The organism is Paenibacillus solani (assembly GCF_001277345.1).
In the GTDB taxonomy this organism is placed as follows: Bacteria; Bacillota; Bacilli; order Paenibacillales; family Paenibacillaceae; genus Paenibacillus_AQ; species Paenibacillus_AQ solani.
In genome coordinates this window covers 35,206-55,215 of record NZ_LIUT01000006.1, presented here as the reverse complement: position 1 = coordinate 55,215, position 20,010 = coordinate 35,206, and the positions used below count along the sequence as shown (strand labels likewise).

At 45.1% G+C, this 20,010-nt stretch carries 17 protein-coding genes and 2 pseudogenes; 3 read left to right on the top strand and 16 right to left on the bottom strand.

Translation table 11 applies throughout. The features are described 5' to 3' along the window. Positions 1 to 86: 86 nt before the first annotated feature. The 9 genes and pseudogenes from AM231_RS21620 to AM231_RS21580 form a co-directional block, all read right to left on the bottom strand. A pseudogene (locus AM231_RS21620) lies at positions 87 to 1,441 on the bottom strand (FAD-dependent oxidoreductase). Between the two features lie 34 nt (positions 1,442 to 1,475). Beyond that, positions 1,476 to 2,333, bottom strand: coding sequence for a carbohydrate ABC transporter permease (locus AM231_RS21615; protein ID WP_054404470.1), 858 nt, complete (start codon positions 2,331 to 2,333; stop codon positions 1,476 to 1,478). Then, on the bottom strand, positions 2,323 to 3,270 hold the full coding sequence (locus AM231_RS21610) for a carbohydrate ABC transporter permease (protein ID WP_053490428.1): 948 nt from the start codon (positions 3,268 to 3,270) through the stop codon (positions 2,323 to 2,325). Before AM231_RS21610 ends, AM231_RS21615 begins: the two co-directional genes overlap by 11 nt. Before the next feature lie 26 nt (positions 3,271 to 3,296). Next, positions 3,297 to 3,875: a hypothetical protein gene (locus AM231_RS21605; RefSeq protein WP_242615266.1), complete on the bottom strand. Its 579-nt coding sequence runs from the start codon at positions 3,873 to 3,875 to the stop codon at positions 3,297 to 3,299. 140 nt (positions 3,876 to 4,015) lie between these two features. Further along, positions 4,016 to 5,308, bottom strand: a complete 1,293-nt coding sequence (locus AM231_RS21600; protein ID WP_054404468.1) for an ABC transporter substrate-binding protein — start codon at positions 5,306 to 5,308, stop codon at positions 4,016 to 4,018. A 169-nt stretch (positions 5,309 to 5,477) separates the two neighbouring features. Beyond that, the gene (locus tag AM231_RS21595) at positions 5,478 to 6,242 is read right to left on the bottom strand and encodes a response regulator transcription factor (protein WP_054404467.1); all 765 of its coding nucleotides are present in this window, start codon (positions 6,240 to 6,242) and stop codon (positions 5,478 to 5,480) included. A gap of 10 nt (positions 6,243 to 6,252) precedes the next feature. Next, complete coding sequence (locus AM231_RS21590; protein ID WP_054404466.1) at positions 6,253 to 8,085, bottom strand: cache domain-containing sensor histidine kinase; 1,833 nt, start codon at positions 8,083 to 8,085, stop codon at positions 6,253 to 6,255. A gap of 198 nt (positions 8,086 to 8,283) precedes the next feature. Next, a pseudogene (locus AM231_RS21585) lies at positions 8,284 to 10,348 on the bottom strand (pectate lyase family protein). Positions 10,349 to 10,736: 388 nt separating this feature from the next. Next, positions 10,737 to 11,531 (bottom strand): sensor domain-containing protein, encoded by a 795-nt coding sequence (locus tag AM231_RS21580; RefSeq protein WP_054404465.1) that lies wholly within the window; start codon positions 11,529 to 11,531, stop codon positions 10,737 to 10,739. 254 nt (positions 11,532 to 11,785) lie between these two features. Here AM231_RS21580 and AM231_RS21575 point away from each other — a divergent pair, with 254 nt between their 5' ends. Continuing rightward, the gene (locus tag AM231_RS21575; protein ID WP_054404464.1) at positions 11,786 to 12,049 is read left to right on the top strand and encodes an AbrB/MazE/SpoVT family DNA-binding domain-containing protein; all 264 of its coding nucleotides are present in this window, start codon (positions 11,786 to 11,788) and stop codon (positions 12,047 to 12,049) included. Beyond that, complete coding sequence (locus AM231_RS21570; protein WP_054404463.1) at positions 12,046 to 12,444, top strand: type II toxin-antitoxin system death-on-curing family toxin; 399 nt, start codon at positions 12,046 to 12,048, stop codon at positions 12,442 to 12,444. The genes AM231_RS21575 and AM231_RS21570 overlap by 4 nt, the downstream gene beginning before the upstream one ends. 136 nt (positions 12,445 to 12,580) lie before the next feature. Here AM231_RS21570 and AM231_RS21565 read toward each other — a convergent pair whose 3' ends face one another. Continuing rightward, on the bottom strand, positions 12,581 to 12,943 hold the full coding sequence (locus AM231_RS21565; protein WP_054404462.1) for a hypothetical protein: 363 nt from the start codon (positions 12,941 to 12,943) through the stop codon (positions 12,581 to 12,583). A 186-nt stretch (positions 12,944 to 13,129) separates the two neighbouring features. On the opposite strand from AM231_RS21565, the gene AM231_RS21560 reads away from it, so the two are divergent. After that, entirely contained in the window at positions 13,130 to 13,480 is a 351-nt protein-coding gene (locus AM231_RS21560) for a hypothetical protein (RefSeq protein WP_054404461.1), read from the top strand. A 79-nt stretch (positions 13,481 to 13,559) separates the two neighbouring features. Here the strand turns inward: AM231_RS21560 and AM231_RS21555 are convergent, their stop codons facing one another. The 6 genes from AM231_RS21555 to AM231_RS21530 all read right to left on the bottom strand — a co-directional run bounded on the left by AM231_RS21555 (position 13,560) and on the right by AM231_RS21530 (position 19,966). Next, entirely contained in the window at positions 13,560 to 14,255 is a 696-nt protein-coding gene (locus tag AM231_RS21555) for a polysaccharide deacetylase family protein (RefSeq protein ID WP_054404460.1), read from the bottom strand. Positions 14,256 to 14,290: 35 nt separating this feature from the next. Then, positions 14,291 to 15,907 carry a discoidin domain-containing protein gene (locus tag AM231_RS21550; protein WP_242615296.1) on the bottom strand — a complete coding sequence of 539 codons (1,617 nt, stop codon included), beginning with the start codon at positions 15,905 to 15,907 and terminating at the stop codon, positions 14,291 to 14,293. Between the two features lie 137 nt (positions 15,908 to 16,044). Continuing rightward, positions 16,045 to 16,935, bottom strand: coding sequence for a glycosyltransferase (locus AM231_RS21545; protein WP_054404458.1), 891 nt, complete (start codon positions 16,933 to 16,935; stop codon positions 16,045 to 16,047). A 31-nt stretch (positions 16,936 to 16,966) separates the two neighbouring features. Then, positions 16,967 to 17,224 (bottom strand): acyl carrier protein, encoded by a 258-nt coding sequence (locus tag AM231_RS21540; protein ID WP_054404457.1) that lies wholly within the window; start codon positions 17,222 to 17,224, stop codon positions 16,967 to 16,969. Next, the gene (locus AM231_RS21535; protein ID WP_165593454.1) at positions 17,221 to 18,204 is read right to left on the bottom strand and encodes a hypothetical protein; all 984 of its coding nucleotides are present in this window, start codon (positions 18,202 to 18,204) and stop codon (positions 17,221 to 17,223) included. The genes AM231_RS21540 and AM231_RS21535 overlap by 4 nt, the downstream gene beginning before the upstream one ends. Positions 18,205 to 18,712: 508 nt before the next feature. Then, positions 18,713 to 19,966, bottom strand: coding sequence for a mechanosensitive ion channel family protein (locus AM231_RS21530; RefSeq protein WP_053490442.1), 1,254 nt, complete (start codon positions 19,964 to 19,966; stop codon positions 18,713 to 18,715). Between the last annotated feature and the right edge of the window lie 44 nt (positions 19,967 to 20,010).

The window sequence follows — 20,010 nt, the reverse complement described above, 5'->3', positions numbered from 1 at the left end:
AGATGCAAAAAAGCAGTCCGCCTCAAACACACTACAAAAATACGGAGCCGCCCAGGTTTATACCGGAGCGGCTAGCCCGCGTCTCTTCACACAATCGCCCCTTGGGCGTACAGCATCTCCCTGAGCTGCGATGCATCGACTTCCGCCGCGGTGATTCCCGCCTTGCAGGCCAGGGCCGCCGCCGTGCCCGCCGCTTCTCCCGTAGCCATGCAGCTTGGCGTCAAGCGCTGGTCGCCAGTGCTTCATGCGTGGTGGAAATGCAGCGCCCCGCCGCGAGCAGATTTACTGGCCCTCGGGCCACCAGGCAGCGGTAAGGAATGCTGTAGGAACCGTCATTCTCGATGGTAGCCTCCAGGATCCCTTTGCCTGACGGATCATGCAAGTCAACCGGATAACCGCTCCTCGCAATGCCGTCTTCAAAATGTCGTCCCGTCACCACGTCCTTCATCGTTAACCGATACAGACCGTCGATTCGGCGCGACTCCCTAATTCCGATCTGGGGGGCAACCGAGGAAATGGAGGCCTCGGCAAATCCGGGCACCCTCGATTTCAAAAATTCCGCCATCATCAGCACCTGCTTGCGCCCTTCCTCCTCCGCCAAAGTGAGTTCCTCGACATCGGTCGCGCTAAAGCCTTGTACCCGCGTACAGTTAATAAGCACCTCATCCTTCTCCGGTCCGATAAACAACAGAACCTGATCGCGGTTGATCGGGACCTCGGCAGCCTTCCACTCCTTATAAAAGCCGGAAACCCCCGTGAGCGGAATACGCTCCATCTCTAGTTCGGCAAACGGCGTCTTGTGATAAAAATTGTCGGGATCAGCAAGCATCGCCTTCCGAATCGCCTCCACGTCAACACCCCGCATCCGGAATTTCATCGTCATCGGCTGCGACAGCCCGTCGCTTTCGCGCCCCTGAAGCGTCGGCGCTCCCGCCAGATAAGCGACGTCCGCATCCCCGGACGCGTCGACGAACATCTTCCCGTCCACCTTAATTCGCCCCGATTTTCCAGTAAGGGTCACGGACTGGATGTATTCGCCTTCACGTCCGACTTCGTCAACGAAGCTGTGTGAGATGAGCTTCACCCCCGCTTCGCGCAGCATATCGACGGCAAGTACCTTATATATCTCTGGATGGTACGGCGTCAGCGTATGCACGAAACCGACGGTATCGCGAAGATGGCCAGGCGAGCCACCGCGCTCCATCAGGCGCTCCACAATTTCCTGTGCAATGCCACCGATGACCCGTTCCCCTCGCTGTGTATGAAACGTCATCCAAGGATAAACCCCGGCAGCCGTAGACATCCCGCCGACAAATCCGTACCGTTCAATCAAGATGACGCTTGCCCCCTGCCTGCCGGCGGCAATGGCGGCGGCAATGCCCGCCGGCCCCGCACCTATAACTACCACGTCCGCCTCCATGATCCGTGTCCTGCTGTCCATCTCTTTTTACTCCTCCTTTTAAGCGTTATTTCCCCTATTCCTTGAGACCCGTCATGGATACCCCTTCGACAAACTGCTTCTGCACAAAGAAAAACACAATGAGCAGTGGTAACGTCGCCATAACCGAAGCGCTCATCAGAAGATGCCACGATGTCCCCGACTCGTCGGTAAACAGCGATAATCCCAGCGGCAAAGTCATCAGCTTACGGTCATTAATAAAGATCAGCGGATCAAAAAAATCGTTCCAGCTCGTCAAAAACGTGAAAATGATCAGCGTGGCGATCGCGGGTTTTGCTAACGGCAACATGATTGTGGAATAAATCCGCAGCCGCGAGCAGCCGTCGATCATCGCTGCCTCCTCCAGCTCCTTCGGAATCCCCAGGAAAAATTGCCTCATCACAAACACCCCGAACACACCGCCCGCGCCGAATATAGGCAAAATAATCAGCGGTAAATGCGTATTGATCCAACCTAGCTCACGCATAAACAGAAACATCGGAATGGCAATGACCTCATTCGGAATCATCATTGTGCTCAGCAGCAGCAGAAACACCAGGCTTCTCCCCCAAAAAGGAATTCGCGCGAAAGAATACCCCGCCATGGAGGAAAAAAGCACAGTGCCCACAGTAACCAGAAGGGCGATATATACGCTATTGCCATAAAATAGATGGAACGGGATCGTCTCCAGCACTTCCGCATAATTCGCCCATCGTATCGGCGACGGAATCAGCTGCGGCGGAAAAACAAACACATCAGCCGGCTGTTTGAGCGAAGTAGAGACCATCCACACGAACGGGGTCATCATGACCACCGAAACGGCAAGCAGCAGCAGATAATGGAACAGGTTCCCGCCTGCCGGGTTGCCCCTTTTAGCAAATAAACTAGCTTTCATTCAGAACCCACCTTTTTCTCATCTGCCATTGTGCCAGCGTAAGCAGCAGGGTGATGACAAACAGCACATAAGCCAGCGCAGAAGCATATCCGAACTCGAACAGCTTAAAGGCTCGTTCCCAAATGTTGTAGACGAGCACCTTGGTGCTTCCAGAAGGCCCCCCTTGTGTCATCACGTAAATTTGTCCGAACACCTTCAGCGAACCGATAATGGTCATCATCAGGGTCAAAAAAATCGTCGGCGTGATCATGGGTACGGTAATTCGGAAAAAAATCCGCATTCTCCCTGCGCCATCGATCCTGGCCGCCTCGTAGAGCTGCGCCGGAACCTGCTGCAGCGCCGCAATGAACAAAACCATATTCAAACCGACATTTTTCAGGAGACTGGTCACGATAACAACGGGCATGGCAAGCCGGGTATCGTACAGCCAGGCCGGTCCGGTAATGCCGATCATACGCAGCAGCTGGTTAATGAACCCGGAATCCGTGGCAAACATATACTTCCAGACAATCGACCAGACCACCAGCGAGGTCATAACCGGGATAAAGATCAATGTCCGGAAAAAGCCGGCTCCGCGAATATTTTTTGACAACGGGATTGCAAGCAGCAATGCCAAAATAATGTTCAGCGGGACAAGTCCGACGGCAAAATAAAGCGTATTGCCCAGCACGCTCCAAAATTCTGCGTCCCCCGCAATCGTGCGGTAATTCTCAAATCCGATGAGCTTGGCCTCACCCAGCAGCGGCCAATCAGTAAAACTCATATAAAGCGCCATAATGAGCGGGACAAGCAGCAGCAGAACAAACCCCAGCACCATCGGCAGCACAAACAGCCAACCCGCCAAATGGTCTCCGCGGTTTAAAGACCTGGTCTTCCTTGCCTTCCTTCGGAATGGACGGCCGGGCCCTTCAGATTTTATCGTTTCAAGTGTGGTCATGTCGCTTTCCTCCTTGTGGGGCACCTCTACAGACGATCGATTGCATTCCGTAAAGCGGCAACCTCCTTGAGGATGCCTTCCGCTTCATTGCCCGTGACCACCGCTCCGACCAACAGCACCTTGACGCCGCTATCGGCCAAGGCCGGGATATCCTCCGGGCCGATTTTACGCTGCGTTGGCACAATGACCGGCAAACCGCCGTGTGCCGCCAGCCAGCGGTAATGAAGCAGATCGGCAAGGGTAAGCCTGGTACCATATTCATTGCCGGGAACGATGGAAGCCTCAAGCGCGCTGATGCCAAAGGTCCGGCCTCCTTCCACGACGCCCCGGTCGAACTCGCTATCGATCGCAAACGTTCTTGCCAATCCCGGGGCCTGCAGCAGAAAAGCAGGATGATGAAAGGCATAAATCGAGTAGAAATCGACGCCAAGCTCAGGGAGCCGGGTTATTTCCTCCGCGTTTACCTCTTCCACCGAACCTCCGGGCACAATTCCAAGGGGGCCGCTAAAGCGGGAGCGAATGTCCTTGAAAATGTCGGCATAGCTGTCCAGCGAGCCGAAGCGATTGCCGCTGGCCCGGTGCCCTACGTTAATATGGACTTTCAAACCGTCGGCGCCCGAAGCCAAGGCTGCCTCTGCAAGCTTGATGTCATTGGCCGGGAGGCTGACGAACAGCTGCAGCCCCGGCGCTTCGTTTAATGCTTTATCCAAACGATTCATGCCCGTTCCTCCTAACGTAACTGCCTCTATTTGCTCAGCAGAGCATCCACCTTGCTTTTTACCTCATCCTGAATTTGCTGCGGTTCGCCCCGCCCGGCAAATAACTCGTCAAAGCCTGTCAAAATCTCCGTGTCGATGTTTTGCCAGCGGATATGTCCCGGCTGCACGACCGCTTTAGGCATTTCGTCGATGACCGCCTGCTTGATGTGCCCGGCATCCGGATTGCCCTCCACGCTCAGGAACTCATCCGAGTTCAACACCGATTGGCGCGGCGGCACAAAGAAGGCCGAAGTTTTCTGTACACCCTCTTTGCCGGCAAGGAATTTCAACAGTTCCTTGGCTTCCTCCGGATGTTTTCCCTCTTTAAATAGCACGTAACCCGCCTGACCCATCATCGGAACGCTGCCTTTCGAGCCCGATGGCATTGGCGCAATGCTCCATTTGAAATTTTGGATCTCCCTGGCTTTGGATACAAAACTATAGTTGTCGAAAATCATGCCGATTTGCCCGGATTCAAAATTAACCTGCTCTCCCGCCTTCGGGTGCGAGCCTTCCGTAAACATCATGCGCTTCAGCATGTCCAAGGTTTCAACCCCGTATTGATCATTCCAAGTGTATTCCGTCATCTCTGGATTAAATGGTCCGCTTCCGTTTGACCAAGAATACGAAGCGAGAATAATCCATGTCTTCCAGTCGCGGAAAAAGTTAGCCCCGTAAACGTTCGATGAAGCAGCGCTCGTCTTGATCGTTTTTGCGGCTTCTTCGAACGTTTCCCACGTCCATTCGCCTTTTTCCGCAAGCTCGTTCGGCGTACTTAAGCCCGCTTGCTTGAATAAATCTTCGTTGTAGAACACCACGCTGGGCGGAGTGGAAAACGGCAGTCCGTATAGCTTTTCGTCCTGGCGAAACAGTTCAAGCGTCGAAGGTATAATGTCAGCGATGTCAAAAGCGTCATCCTGAACGATATCCGTGACATCGGCCAGAATGTCGTTGGCCATAAATTGCGGTACCATCCGCTCGGATACCCAGGCAATGTCGGGCAGCTCCTGGCCTGCCGCCAGTACGGACATTTTTTGCTGATAGTCCGCAAACGGGATCGTGTCAATTTGCACCTCAATATTCGGATGCTCCTGCGTGAAAGCGTCGGTTAGCCCTTTGTACAGCTCAAGCTGCGCCGGATTTCCCCATGTCGCGAATTTGAGCAGTACCTTCTCGCCACTGGCTTCGCCTGGCGTATGATTCGGCTGTTCTTTTCCGGCGCAGCCAATGAGCCCCACACCAAGTGTTAATGCCAACAAACCGGTCAACCATTTTTTCATATACCGCTTCCCCCTCTACATTGTTCAAGTTAAGGTTGTAATGAGGTTAATTATATTTACATGTGGTCATATAAAAAATCACTAAACGTTCAGAAAAGGTACGATTTTTTTAGAACATTTCCGTTTTCGCCCATAAAAAAAACTACATAACATAATTTGTTATGTAGTATTACACACTGTATTGCTCCCGATAGGTTCCCGGCGTCATTCCGGTATGCTGTTTAAATACCAGCATAAAATGCTTCGGACTTTGATATCCTGATAAACGGGCGATGTCGTAAACCTTCAGGTTCGTCGTCTCCAGCAGCTTGCAGGCTCGCCGGATGCGCGTTTCGGCGATATAATCGGACAAATTGCCGCCCCCTTCCTGCTTAAAGAGCTGGCTTAGATAGGAAGGATTTAAATGCACCATCTCCGCTAACGTCTGCAGACGCAAATCACCGTCGGGGTTTTCAGCGATATACGCCTTCAGCTTCCGGATTATCCTGTGCCCCTCGCTGGAGGGCGGCTCCCCGTCCGCCTCGCTTTGCGGCTCAGCCCCACCCACATATCGATTTGAAGAATTCAAGGTCAGCCGAATCTTGTCCAAAGCAACCGTAAAATCCTTACGGTCTATGGGCTTCAGCAGGTAATCGGCGATCCCGAATTGCAGCGCTTTTTTAGCATATACAAAATCTCCATAGCCGCTGATAATGACAATCGGCATCCCATGGCCCGCGGTCCGCAGCTTTTCCACCATCCGAAGCCCGTCCATCTCTCGCATTCGAATATCCGTAATGAGCACATCCACCACATTGCGTTCCAGATAAGTCAGCGCTTCCTTGCCGTGAGCGGCTTCGTATACGACCTCAAAATCAGGAGCCACACGGCCGATCAAATCGCGGATGCCTTTACGGATAATGTCCTCGTCCTCCACCAACATGAGCTTGATCATGGATGACCTCCTACTTTTCTTGTTTCGCGAACGGCAGCGTCACGGTAAAAGCCGCACCTTGTCCCAAGCTTCCATCGATTTCGAAGTCGCAGTCCCGGCCGTAAATCAACCACAACCGCTGTTTAATATTTTTCAGCGCCACTCCATGACCGCGTAATGGCATCGCCGGAGTTTTTGCTGCCACATCATCCCCGGCGTCTTCCAATGAAGCTTGCAAAGCCGCCAATTCATCCTCCGACAAACCCCGCCCGTCATCCCGAATCGTCAACAGCACCTCATCCTCAAATCGCGCCACAGTAACATATACCGTTCCCCCTTGCTCACGGTCTCCAATCCCGTGCATGATCGCATTCTCAATGAGCGGCTGGAGCAGCAGCTTCGGGACCAAACAATCTTCCAACCCTTCTTCAATATCGAACATAGCCTGCAGCCTGGAACCATGGCGCATTTTTTGGATGCGAATATAGGACTCCGCCGTCTCAAGCTCCTCGCCAAGCCGGATGAGGCTTCGGTCCTGCTCCACTGCGCTGCGAATCAGTCGTCCCAAAGCCGTGGCCATTTCCGAGACGTCCTCATTATTGCGCTGCCGGGCAAGCATGCTGATCGACTCCAGTGTATTATATATAAAATGGGGTTGGATCTGGCTTTGTAATGCGGCTAGCTCCGCCTCTCTTTCCCTCATGCCGAGCACGTATACTTCATGGACGAGCCGGTCGATTTCCTCTACCATCCGGTTGAAGCCGGAACCGAGCCGACCGATTTCATCCTCAGTTACCGGTACGCTCTGTTTGAAATCGCCGAGCTCCACAAGTCGCATTTTTCGTACCAGCGTCCCGAGAGGTTGGGTCAGCCGATAAGAGAAGTAGATGGCTAAGGCCCCGGCCATAACGAGACATACCAGGCCGGCTAGAAGCGTAAAGTTGCGAAGTTCCTTGGTCTCCACAAGCAGGGACGCCACCGGAATATAGCTGACGATATTGATATCGGAATATCGGGAATAGTTGGAGACAACCAAATACTCGCTGCCCTCCATATGCAGAATCTGGCTGGCCGTTTCCGAACGCCCTGAAAGCTCGAGGATCCGGTCCGGAAGAAGCTTGGACGCCTCCGTATTCCCATCTGCCGTCGCCGTGTAGAAAAGTTCTTCCCGGCTATTTTGCACGACGATGCCGCCGTTCTCTTCCAGCCTGACATTATCGACAAGCTGCTTGAACAAGGTCTGCTTCAAATCGATCTTGACTAACCCGAGCGTCCGGTTGGTATTGGGCTCACGGATCAGCCGGGCTACGGAAAAATAGCTTTGATTGCCGTCCAGATAGTAAGAAGGCCGATGCGGCGGAAGCAGCACCCAAGCCCCTCTCGCTTCCACCACACCAGGGTACCAGGGCTGTCGCTCCACGTCCGTATATGCAGCGATCGCGCTAGGAGCCAGGCTCGAGAACGTGTAACCGCTTCCAGCAAAAATCTGGATACTGTCGATTTCCGGCCTGTCGAAAGTCATACTGGCGATATAAAGCTGCATTTTGGAGCGTTCTTCCACCGTAGGCTGCTGATGCAGACTGTCCTCCTCCCTGTACTTACGCAAGATGGACAATACCCCCGAATCGTATAAAGGCATCAACGTCAATCTCTGCATCTCCATCAGGGTCCTGTCCAAATTCCGGTTGATCTGGTCCACCAATTGAGCGGTATAATCGGAGGTTCTTCGTTCAACGGAGTTGGAAAAATCCACGTAGGTAGCCACGCCCTGCATGCTGAGCGGAATCGAAATGAGCAGCAGGAAGATCAGCAAAATTTTAGCACGAAGACTCCAGGATTTAAGCGGTTTAAACCTGAAAGACACGTTGGCCACACCCCTTCCGCCAGTCCCGTTTATTTTCACTTCATTGTACAGGAACATGGTGGGGATGACTATGGGATACGAATACAATCAGCATAGAGATTAGACCGGAAACAGGAGAAATTATAATTAAGAAGTCTATAAGAGGAAATATAAAAGCGACCGAATCACGGTCGCTCCACTTTTTAACCGAAGTCTGCTCTACTCCAACTCCATATAAAAGGAGATTCGTCGTATTCTCTTTTGTAATCGTATGCGTTCCTGGAGCAAGTGACACACTGACGATACCATTCGTCATTGGATAACTCGTTCCATCAAACTTGATCTTGGTTCCGTCTGCCGAATTCAACACTAATGTTAATGTAGCGGTTTCCGTAGAGGTAAAGGTAATGCGGGTTGAACTCTCGATTTTCAAACATCGGGTTAGCGTTAAGCCGTTATACACCGCAGTTCCCTTGGTTGTGGAGAGATTCCCTACAATATTAAAGAAATCGCTTGCCAATCCGGACGTTGTAAAGTTGTGAACTTGTTCTCCGGTGGACGGCTCTGGTTCTGGTTCTGGTTCCGGCTCCGCCCCGGTTGAATTCCCGCCTACGGATACAAGTTGAGTGGTGTAGCTGCTTATTTTAGCCATAAGAGCTGTATTGAGGGCATAGGATGTGTCGTCAACGGCATCATTGAATTCCCAGGTGAAGTCCCCGTTATTCAGGCGTCCGGCTTGTGCGGTAACGATCTGTTCCACATCGCTGACGTTATCAATGTCGGCGCTATTTACTCCCGTATCGACGGTTGTATCGAAGTTATTATAAGCCGTTCCTCCCACGATTGCTTTGTATGAGCTTGGTACGGTTTCATTTCTTGACGAAGCCAAGTATGCATCGAATGAGGTTGCATTTGCCGGAGCTGTTCCGGTATTGGAATTTGCATAAATCAGACTGTCCGCATCTACGATCCTATTGTTATAGGCCTTAATCACGCCTCCGTCTTCGCCCGAAAATGTCCCTTCCCCTAAAGCATCCGTACCCTGCAAGGAGCTTAACATCGGGTATTTGGCATGTCTAAAGTAATTGGATTCCACAAAGGCCGAAGCTCCCGTTGTAACGCCGACCCCATATTTTGAGACTCCGTCATAGAAGTTATTATAGATATGAACCGATGCCAATCGGATTCGTGGGTGGCGGGAGTCCGAGTGATCAAACCAGTTATGGTGGAAGGTGACAAAGAATTCCTCCGATTCACTCAAACCGACCAAAGCCGCTTTGCCCGAATCCCAGTAGTGATTGTAAGAGATGGTAATATAGGTCGATCCTTTTTTTCAGGTCCGTTGAACCATCGCCCTTGGCCTGGTCGGCATCTCCTCCTGCAGTTCCATAAAACAGATCGTTATTATGCACCCACACGTTGACGTTTCCTGTATCCATGGAAATCCCGTCGTCAGGGAACAACATGAGCCCCAGGTTTCTCACTTCCACATTCCCGACATATCTAAGGAGCAATCCCCACCCATAAGCATAAGCGTCGTCTCCGATCCCTTCGATCGTCATATTCATTTCCGAATAATCGTTTTTGCCTTTTACTTGAAGGTAGCCGCTGCTATTCAGTTGTCCGCTCATGTCGTCATCTGTAACTTTTCCAATAAATCGAATGGCAAGAGGGGTTGTATCATATCCTTTTTGTCTTAGCGTCAAAATCTCGCCGATCCTCACGCCCGTTTGAATTCTGCCTGAGCTATTGATTTTCACATCAAGGGTCACGGTTCGTGCCGTCTCGGAGGTCACATAAATAACTTGTGCACCATCCTTAAGTGTTCCGTCATCATTGTAGGCACCCGAGCCTGTCCCGTATGGCGAGTCTGAGGAAAAAGCAAATCCGGATCGATCATGCGGGGCTACGGATAGGTTATTCGAAACGACACTTACCGTTGAACCGTCCGTCAGCCTGGCTTCAACCTTCATTACATAATTTCCGGAAGCAAGTCCAACGGCATCCGCTCTCCAATAGGAAGGGTATGTCAGATCAGCTCATTATCCATTTGTTGATAGCTGGAATCCGGCGCATTTGCGTGTTTAACGTATACATTGTATCCCTCCGCATTACTCACGGGTGACCATTCTATATACGCCGTTTCATTCCAGCCCCCACCGCCGATGATCGATAGACCGGCAGCATGGACCGTTGTCTTATTCGCCCACCCTCCCGCTATGAAAGATAGTGCCAGAGAAATCAACAACACCATTCCGGTTACCTTTGCTGCTCTGTTCTTCATTCCATCTCCTCCTTTTTTATTCGCTTGTAATTTTGTAATCGTTTGCAATTAATTGGAGCTTTCTTATCAGCCTCCTCGCTTTATGGACCATGTCTGTCAAAACCAATGTCCTTGTTTAAAATAAACAAAATTTGGAATTCCACCCACAGCATATCAGCTGCGAAAACAGTTCCGAAACAATCATTTTCTCATAACTTGCGCATTCCGCGATATTCTGAGTTAATGATTATAGGTCAGGGAAATGACACTTACACTTGGACAACGTCCTTGCCGGCATCGTCGTGAACTGCTGAAAGCTGCAGATACAAGGCGCAGATTGGGCTATATTTGAGGCTTGTCCGGACGCAAACGAAAAAGCGACCGGTTAAGGTCGCTTTGGAGAGAGCTTCTAAAGCTCTCTATGGGCTGGCTGCATCATCCCTTGAGTAGGGTGATCCTCTTGGTACTCATAATATTGCGACTGAAAGGGTGTATCTAGTTCTGCTTCCATTGGCCGATCTGACGGCTGTTGATATGGCTCATCCACATACATGATTCTGCGCTGAATTTGCATGAGCCCATTCACGACGCGCAGCGCGATCCAGAACAGGACAAGGCCAACGCCTACGTACAGCAGGTATTGCTGATTATAAGTCCAATCTATATGAAAATAACTAAACAAGCTATTCTCTAAAATATCAAGCTGCAATTCATTCATCAATATGATATGCACGACTGGAAGAGCAATGAATCCAAGTCCTAGGGAAATCACCGTTACCATAATAACAAAGAACACAATGCCTGTTACAAATCTTTGTAATACGAGCAGCAGATTTCGAATGAATAGGCCGCCGTCAAAACCTCTCACCATTCGCTTCAACCAGTTCTCCCCGGCTTCAGATTGTTGATTGTAGGTATACGATTCAGACGGAGCAGGTAAACCTAAAATTTGTCTAATCATGCTTTGCTCAAAATTCACAATCCCATTTAACAGCTTGGCTACTCCAAAAAACAGCGGTATTCCGATAAATATGGGAGTCAAACCGATCGATAGTGTAATTCCCGTTATCGCTACTGTAAAATAAATAATCCCTAACGGGAGAGATATCAATAAGTAGAGGATCGTTGCATAGGTTTTTGGATTAAACAGCACCCAATTCACCTTGCCTGTCCGCGCCTTTGCAGTTGCTTCTGTTGCCTTCATATTCAAACACCCCTTATAGCTTCATAAATCACGCTCAAAAGTTATAAATCCATTATATCCGCCTTATTCGGCTGACATAACCGTCTTAGGGGGTATCTGAACCTAGACTTTAGACTAGGGGCTGGGCTGGCCCTGCTGGCTTTATAGATGTAGTTAAGATTTAGTCACTGTGCGGTGTTCTTTAAAATTGAAATTAAGCCTTTAGAGTGTATAATTGTTATAACAGTTGAATATATTGATAAGGAGGACTCCCAATGAATAGGATGATGGACATGGAACGGAAAGTGACCAAGTTTGGAAACAGTTTGGGTATAACCATGACCGATGCTCTCAAGCAAATTGGCTTGAGTCAGGGAGATAGCGTTCTAATTGATGTTAACCAGTCCACTGGTGAAATCATTATTAAAAAATCGACCAAAGTAGCATTGCCAAATGGGATAAGTGAAGACTTCATGGATACGCTGTCTAACGTAATCGATGAATACGACCAGACATTGCAAGGACTTAAAGATCGATGAACCAAATACGCTATTTGTCCGTAGAGGAAGTCATAGCCATTAACATTGCCATGATTCAACGATATAGTCCGGGTGAACAAACTGGTGTCAAAGAGCCAGGGATGTTGGAATCAGCAGTCCACCGCCCCAGGTCTTCTGCTTTTGGTGAAGATGCCTACCTGACCGTTTATGAAAAATCAGCCGCTTTGTTTGAGTCATTAGGACAAAATCATCCCTTTCATAACGCTAACAAACGCACCGCTTTTACAGCCCTGGTTATATTTTTACGTTACAACGGGTTGCAGTTTAAAATGGATACCAAGTTTGCTGAGGACTTCACGGTAAACATGGTAAACCACGAATATTCATTTGAGCATTTGACAGAAATCATTAAAATGCATTGCATAGTTATTTAATGACTGAGCCGAAAAAAAGCGACCAATCCAGGTCGCTTTTTAAATAGTATGTATAGAGTCAGAGGGACAACCCGTCCGAAGATAAAGACAACATAGACTTTTATGCTTGCCTCCAAATACTAAACACAATTTCATACTATAGCGAAAAATCAGTAACACCCTTCTTGTATGCGTATTTCAGCGTATATGTTTCTTCTTTTCCATAGGGCATGGTAGCGATTTTTATGCGAGTATGATCAAGCCGGCTCTCTCTTAAAACTCTTTTTGCCAAAGAAATACCCCGTTCTTCTTCCTTAACTACACAAAATACATTAAGGGCATACTTCTTTGGGTCGGAAGTAGATTTCCCCATATCAAATCCATCAACATAGCCTAGATCAGCATCTGCTAGAGATATTTCTAAATATTCCATTACTTTTTCTCTTAACCAGTGGTCACGCTGGCTGCCTTTTTCACTTTTCAGAGGATACTGTACCACTAACCAGAATTGTTCACTCATTCCGTTTCACCAGCCAATCTATAAAAAATGATTACTAGAAAATTTCTCCGTTCGGCTCATAATCCCTTTTTGTTCAGTACAATATCAGCCCTATCCCCCTTTTAATATTCCAGAATTTGTGTTTTATTTAATAGGGATTTAAGCTATCATATTCACGTTTACTACCTTACTGAAGGAGATTTCTACATGAAGCAGCCATTAAGTATCATCCCTGAGAAATGGAAAAGAACCGGGATTGTCACCATCGGCGGTCTACTTATAGGAGCAGGTTTTGCCGATTGCCTGATTGCCATGAATTCAGTCGATTTAAATCAAATCGCCAGAGGTTTAACGATCTTTAGTGCAGGCCTGACCATCTTAGTCATCATGGATAACTCCAAAACACAAAAAGAGACCGAGAAACTCCAGAAAGAAACACAACTTCAAATGGAAAGAATAGAAGATAAGCTGAACGCCCTTCAACAATCCCAACAAATAACGAATTCCCAATTTCTTGAGATCAAAGAGCTGATACAGCAAAATCATTCGGAGACTTAATACCTTGTTCAATATAAAAGTAAGAACCCGCTCACTGAGCGGGTTTGGTATATGGGGCGAACTGTGAATCTGTACGCTGCTAGCCCCGAGTTCTAGAGTTCATCAGTTCACTCAAAGTGGTAAATTTATAGTTTAAGCTTTTTAATATGGGGAGAACCTTAGCAACGGTTTCCACCGTTTGATCACGATTCCCACCAGCATCATGCATTAAGATTACGGAGCCATTTTTCACATTACTTATAATCTCATCCACCATTTTATCTGTGCCCGGTAATTCCCAATCATTTACCTGCATATCCCTTGACCATAGCATGAACTTATAGTTCAATTCTTCTACTTTCTCTACGATTTCGTCACTAAAAATCCCATATGGCGGTCTAAATAAACTACATCGATACTCCACAGCACTCTGAATGGCTTTCTCACCCTCGAATATTTCACGTTGTATTTCTGATAAATCAAGAGACGTTAAGGTAGGATGAGAATATGTATGATTACCTATTTCATGATGCTCACTTACAATTCTGCGCACGATTTCCGGATAAACTTCTGCAAATTTTCCGAAAATAAAAAAAGTAGCTTTAGCATCATACGCTTTTAATAAATCAAGGATCTGAGGAGTATATTCCGGGTTAGGTCCATCGTCAAAAGTAAGACAAACATGATATTCCCCATCATCAGGAAGTACAATGTCTTGGATGATTCGCCCATCACCAAAGCCTGTAAAACGTTCATCTTTACAAAGCTCAATATAGTCATACACTTTAGAATACATGAATACACCCACTTTTTGTTAATATATTCACTTCATTATTCGAACACAGATATATTCCAAATGGAGTAACCGTATATTGTAGCTTTTTCTTCACATAAAATTTTAATGTATCTGCCCCGGCCATTTAGGTCTGTAATTTTTTCTACTCCACCATGTCCATCATGATTTACATAGATATCGTTCCAATCATTGGCATTGTTTGAACATTGGATTTTATATTTTATTGCATAAGCTTCTTCCCAACTAATCATTATAGTTGAGAACTCCACTTCATTACCTAAATCAATATAAACCCATGAAATGTCCTCAGAATGCGAACTCCCCCATCTGGTGTGCCGTCTCCCATCGACTACATTATCTCCCCCACGGAAGCTAATTTCATCTGAAGAAGTAACAACGGGCTTAAACAATGCTATATCTTTGTTTTGAATCGAAGTATCGATTTTAATATGGTTGATTACACTCATCTCACTTGAATTCCCAAAGGCATCTCTTGCCCTTACTGAAATCGCATAGGATGTATCCGGTAAAATATCTTTTATATTAAATTGCAATTGGTTACTTTCTCCCACTAGCTCTCCATCTTTGAAAATTCCGTAGGAGGTAACCCATATATTATCAACTGAATCATTCCACTTTATCTTCATATTTGTATTGTTAGCTTTGATCAATTCAGGTCTTCCAGGGCACTCCACCCTGATACTCGAAACCATTTCTGATAGCTTTTCGGTGTTATTGTCCAAGTTATTTTGCAACAATAACACGGCTTCACGTTCCATCTTTTTAATTTTATCAATTAAATTTAAGATTTCCTTACAGTTGTATCTCTTTCTAACCAAGCTTATAGACATCATGATCTTCAGCTTCTCTACATCTTTGGAAATGAGCATAAATAAATCGTAATAAAGTTTATTCCAATCAAGTTTCAATAATCCATTCGAAAATAAGTACCTTGATCCAGCTATAATACTTAATGCATCATCTATCCATGAGGACTCTTTAAACAATTCATCGCTTACTGTGCCGCTCGGTGAAAAAAGACTACTTAGATAATCATAAAACTCCAACTTATCTTCATAATACTTAATGTAAGCAATTTGTTTACTCTTTAGTGATTCCACATTCAAGTTATCCTCTAGGAAATCATAATACACCAAATTTTTACTTACATGATTAGGAATATCATTACACATTCTCTCCAAATCTTTAAAATCATAAATGATGTCAGAATAAAAAGGAATGTCCTGAATCTTATACATTTCTTCTTGATCCAGAAAGTCCGTTACCATGATCGAATGTATGGATTCAGGGTCAAGGGTTGTATTATGCAATACCTCAGAACTTCTCACCCATAAAAATACAACCTTGTTTTGATGTAGAAGATCATGCATTAAATCTTTGACATCACGAAGTTGCTCGAATGGTATAAAGATTGGAATAATACCGAATTTTTTCATAGCGAAGTCCGATAATATATTAGAGTTGAAGTACCACTTTCTCTTTTTCATGTTTATTATTTCATCAAAGACTTTATCCGTGCTTTCTAAGGCATGATAGTAATAATAACCAAGAGGCAAATCACGATTATAAAAATGATTAACGACTTGAATTTTCCTGCAATTCAGGTAGTTTAAGGACGAGTTCTTAAACACATTTTCCAATTATGTCCGCTCCCTGCTACATATATGGATTTAAATAAAAAAAGACATTCTTGACTCGCTGTGTAAAATAGAAGTACGATCGGCACGAGGAAATCAAAAATGTCTATATTGGACTACACAGTTCATGTTTATATTCCTATTTTCTGCTCTTCTAATAACATTTTAATGAGTTCCACATCATCGTCCGTTTCATTCCATAACCAAACAGCTCTTGTTGGATACTTCCTATATAAGTACATTTTTTTATCATCAACATGACGATCTGCAACATCGGTTTCATTAGCAAAATCAAATTCCTTTTTATGCGGAAAATGAATGCTCATTGCACTTCTGGCTAATATAAATTTCGCGCCATATTTTTGCATGGCCAACCCTATATCTGAATCTTCCCCTCCCCATGTTGTGAAGTTTTCGTCAAACATCCCTACATCTATTAATGATTTCCTGCTCATCGATACATGACATGTCCAGAACAACACAAACGGTGCAGGCAACTTATCTATATCATCAGAGAATTCTTTATAAAATTTTTCTCTTACATCTAGTATTCTTTTTTGACTTAACAGTTGAATCGCATCGTCAATTGAATTTTCCTCAACAATATGAATGATTTCTTCTTGGTTACTTTCAAACACATCAAACCCATACACATAACCTACAACAGCGCAGGGCTGATCATGCTCGCCATGAATTCTTATATGTTCACTTAAAGCATCCTTGTGCAGAATGATGCCATTGTCAATAAATAAACAAACATCACCACTGGCTTTTCTGATCCCCATATTTCTAGCTGCTGCTGCTCTAAAACCCTTATCTTCTTGATATTGATAAATAATACTCAGGCGATCTTCATATTGCTTAACTAATGAATATGTATCTTCACTGGAACCATCGTCACAAACAAGAACCTCATAACTATTTTTATCAAGCCTCTGCTCTACTAATGCCTCCAATGTTACCCTTAAACCACCCAATCGATTGTAGGTTGGAATAATAACGGATATAGCAGGTTTACTCACTTCGAGCCCCCCTAGATGAATATGATATGGTTTATCGGACTTCGTTCGTCATTTGTTTTTGATTGATAAATTGAAGGATATTATTAAACGTGGTTAAATCTCCTGAAAGCAAGTCAGCATCGTTAATCTTTATGCCAAAATCACTCGCAATTTGATTTAAAATCTGAACATATGTAATCGAATCCATCCCAAAAAAATCATCAATCGACATATCTCGGTCATCCTCAGAAATAGATACCCCATTTTTCGAGAAAACTTCCTTGAGTTTTTGTACTAATTCTTCGTTCACGATGTTACACCTCGCTTAGACTCTTTATTTTCTAGTTTCATATCTCTTTCTTCCACGATGGTTAACCACATTTTTTTCTCCATGTCTAACATTTCATTAGCTTTATTCCTAATTAAATCTACATTTATATCTTTATTTTCAGAAACCAAATTATTAATAAATACTTGTTTAATTAATTTCCAACCCTTCTGGAGACTTTTTGCGTAATGTTTCATGCTTTCATAAGTTGCTGCTTGAATTAGTTTCAGATCAGCGAGTTTATTTATCAAAAGCTCATTACCGATATGTCTATTTTCAATAATATTAACTCCAATGAGAGAAATTCTTATGTATTCATCCATATTATCTTTATGCTCGTCCTTAAAATTCCACAAATCATCAAAAGAAAATACAGACAGCTCTTCAATCAGTCTATCTGCATGCTTTATAATCTCAGATTTATCCATTCTAAAAGGTTCTATGTCCTTACGGATACTATAGATATAGGCATGGGGGATTTCACCTGCAAGTTCAGTCATAGCATATGAATTCATAAAAGCTTGTACTACCCTATCTTCAGGTATAGTATGAACGCCATACCCATCAACATCATCATCCAGAACAGAATACATTTTCGTCTCTGCATCAAAACCATTAATTATGGAATAATGACTCATATGAAATCGATTCCAGGCAATGTTTTTGGGCAGCCAATAAAATAAATCTACATTAAGCTTTACAATTTCCCCCTCTGAGATTATTTTTTGAAGATCCGGAAGAAAATCATGCGGGTTTTTGAAGAAAACCGGCGTTTCTTTCTCAATCACCGCACTCAATACAAAGTTCTCCCAATGATCCGAATAGTCTAAAACTTCAATTGTGGGAGTCATAAACTCTATATCTATGGCGGCGCCCCAGCTGGTGTATGAATAATTATTTAAATATGCTGCAGCGGAATAACTGTCTTCAAAGCCAGTGGCAACAGAATAAGCTGAATTCAATATACAATTCATCCAGAACTCATTATACGGTGTTATGTGACGTGAGTACTTCAACCTGCAACCTCCCTTTATATTTTTACTTCTATGTACATTCAAAAATAATCAGAAAGAAACGGTTGTCTATCTGCTACGAATAAACCTGATTGTGCCAGCCAAATAAACTCAAAGAAGCTGCTTCAAAAGAGACCCATGAGTTAAATCAACAAGATGATATTTATGATGAGAACGCTGAGAGTGAGTTGAGTGTGAGGAAGGTGATAACCGCGGTGTAATACAGCTTTTTCCATATATACTAAATTAAAATATATTATACATAAACACTAATGTCAACTCAGTATTTTCTTGTAATTTAAGTGTTTCTTTGTAAGCTTTCTTTAATACACATACGTAAAAAAGCGACCGATCTCGGTCGCTTTTTTAGTAATTATTGGAAGTTAATCTAAGCTGTACAAGGCCACTATCTCCAATCGATTCAGCTGCGAATCATCGCCAAAGCGGATTTCCATACTCAATATCCTCGAGAGAATTCCGGGCTTTCTTTGAGTTGGACGATATCATGGCCGCTTGGATTTTGGAAAGCACGAAGCCCGAATGTCGGTGCAATAGCGAAAATATGGTCAAAGATATCCGCTTGAATCGATTCATATACCACCCAGGTGGTATCATTGGTGAAAGCATAGATTTCCACTGGCAGTCCATTATCTCCTGGCGCTAGCTGTCTCACAATCAGCGTCATATCCTGATGAATTTTGGGATGATGCCTTAGATACTGATGGATGTATTCTCGGAATACACCGATATTTGTCAGTTGCCTGCCGTTCACTTTACTTTCCATATTAATCTGGTGTTCGATGTTATACGCGTTAATTTCATTTACTTTTGTCCTGACATAATCGGTAAGGTAATGAATCTTTTGAAATTCCTCAATCATTTCTTCCGTACAAAAACCTATGCTGGTTGTATCAACATAGAAGCTCCGCTTAATCCTTCTGCCCCCGGCTACTTGCATGCCCCTCCAATTCTTGAATGAGTCGGAAATGAGGGCATAGCTCGGAAGCATGGTGATCGTCTTATCGAAATTCCTGACCTTTACCGTGTTTAAGGTAATGTCAATCACATCGCCGTTCGCATCATATTTCGGCATTTCAATCCAGTCGCCAACACGCACCATGTCATTCGACGATAATTGAACGCCTGCCACCAGGCCTAATATGGAGTCCTTAAAGATTAGCATAAGCACAGCCGATAAAGCTCCAAGGCCACTGAGAATGATCAAGGGATTCTGTCCGATAAGGTTCGAGACGACCACGATGCCGCCGATGACGTAAAGAAAGATCTTCACCACCTGTATGTATCCCCTAATCGGTCTGATCTTGGAGACCTCAAACGAACGATATATCGCATCAAACGCATTGAGCAGCGCAATAAGAACCATCATGGTTACGATGATCATGTATGTTCCTGCAGCTTTTTCTATCAATGCTTGATAGGGTGGAAAGATTGGCGCCGAAGAATAGATGATGATCGCCGGCACGAGATGCGACAGCTTATGGAACACTTTTTTCTCGACAATGATATTATCCCATGTATATCGATTGTTATTGACAATATGAATAATGATCTTCAACACGATTTTTTTGGTTATAAAATTGGCCAGTATAGAGACCACGGCTATAAACACAATCATAATCATATTTGATAGATATCCTATCAATTGTTCGCTCATGCCGTATCCGTCTAGTTGATTTCTTATAAAATCCATTGGTGCCTCCTGACGCACTTTTGACTAGTCTATTATTATAAATG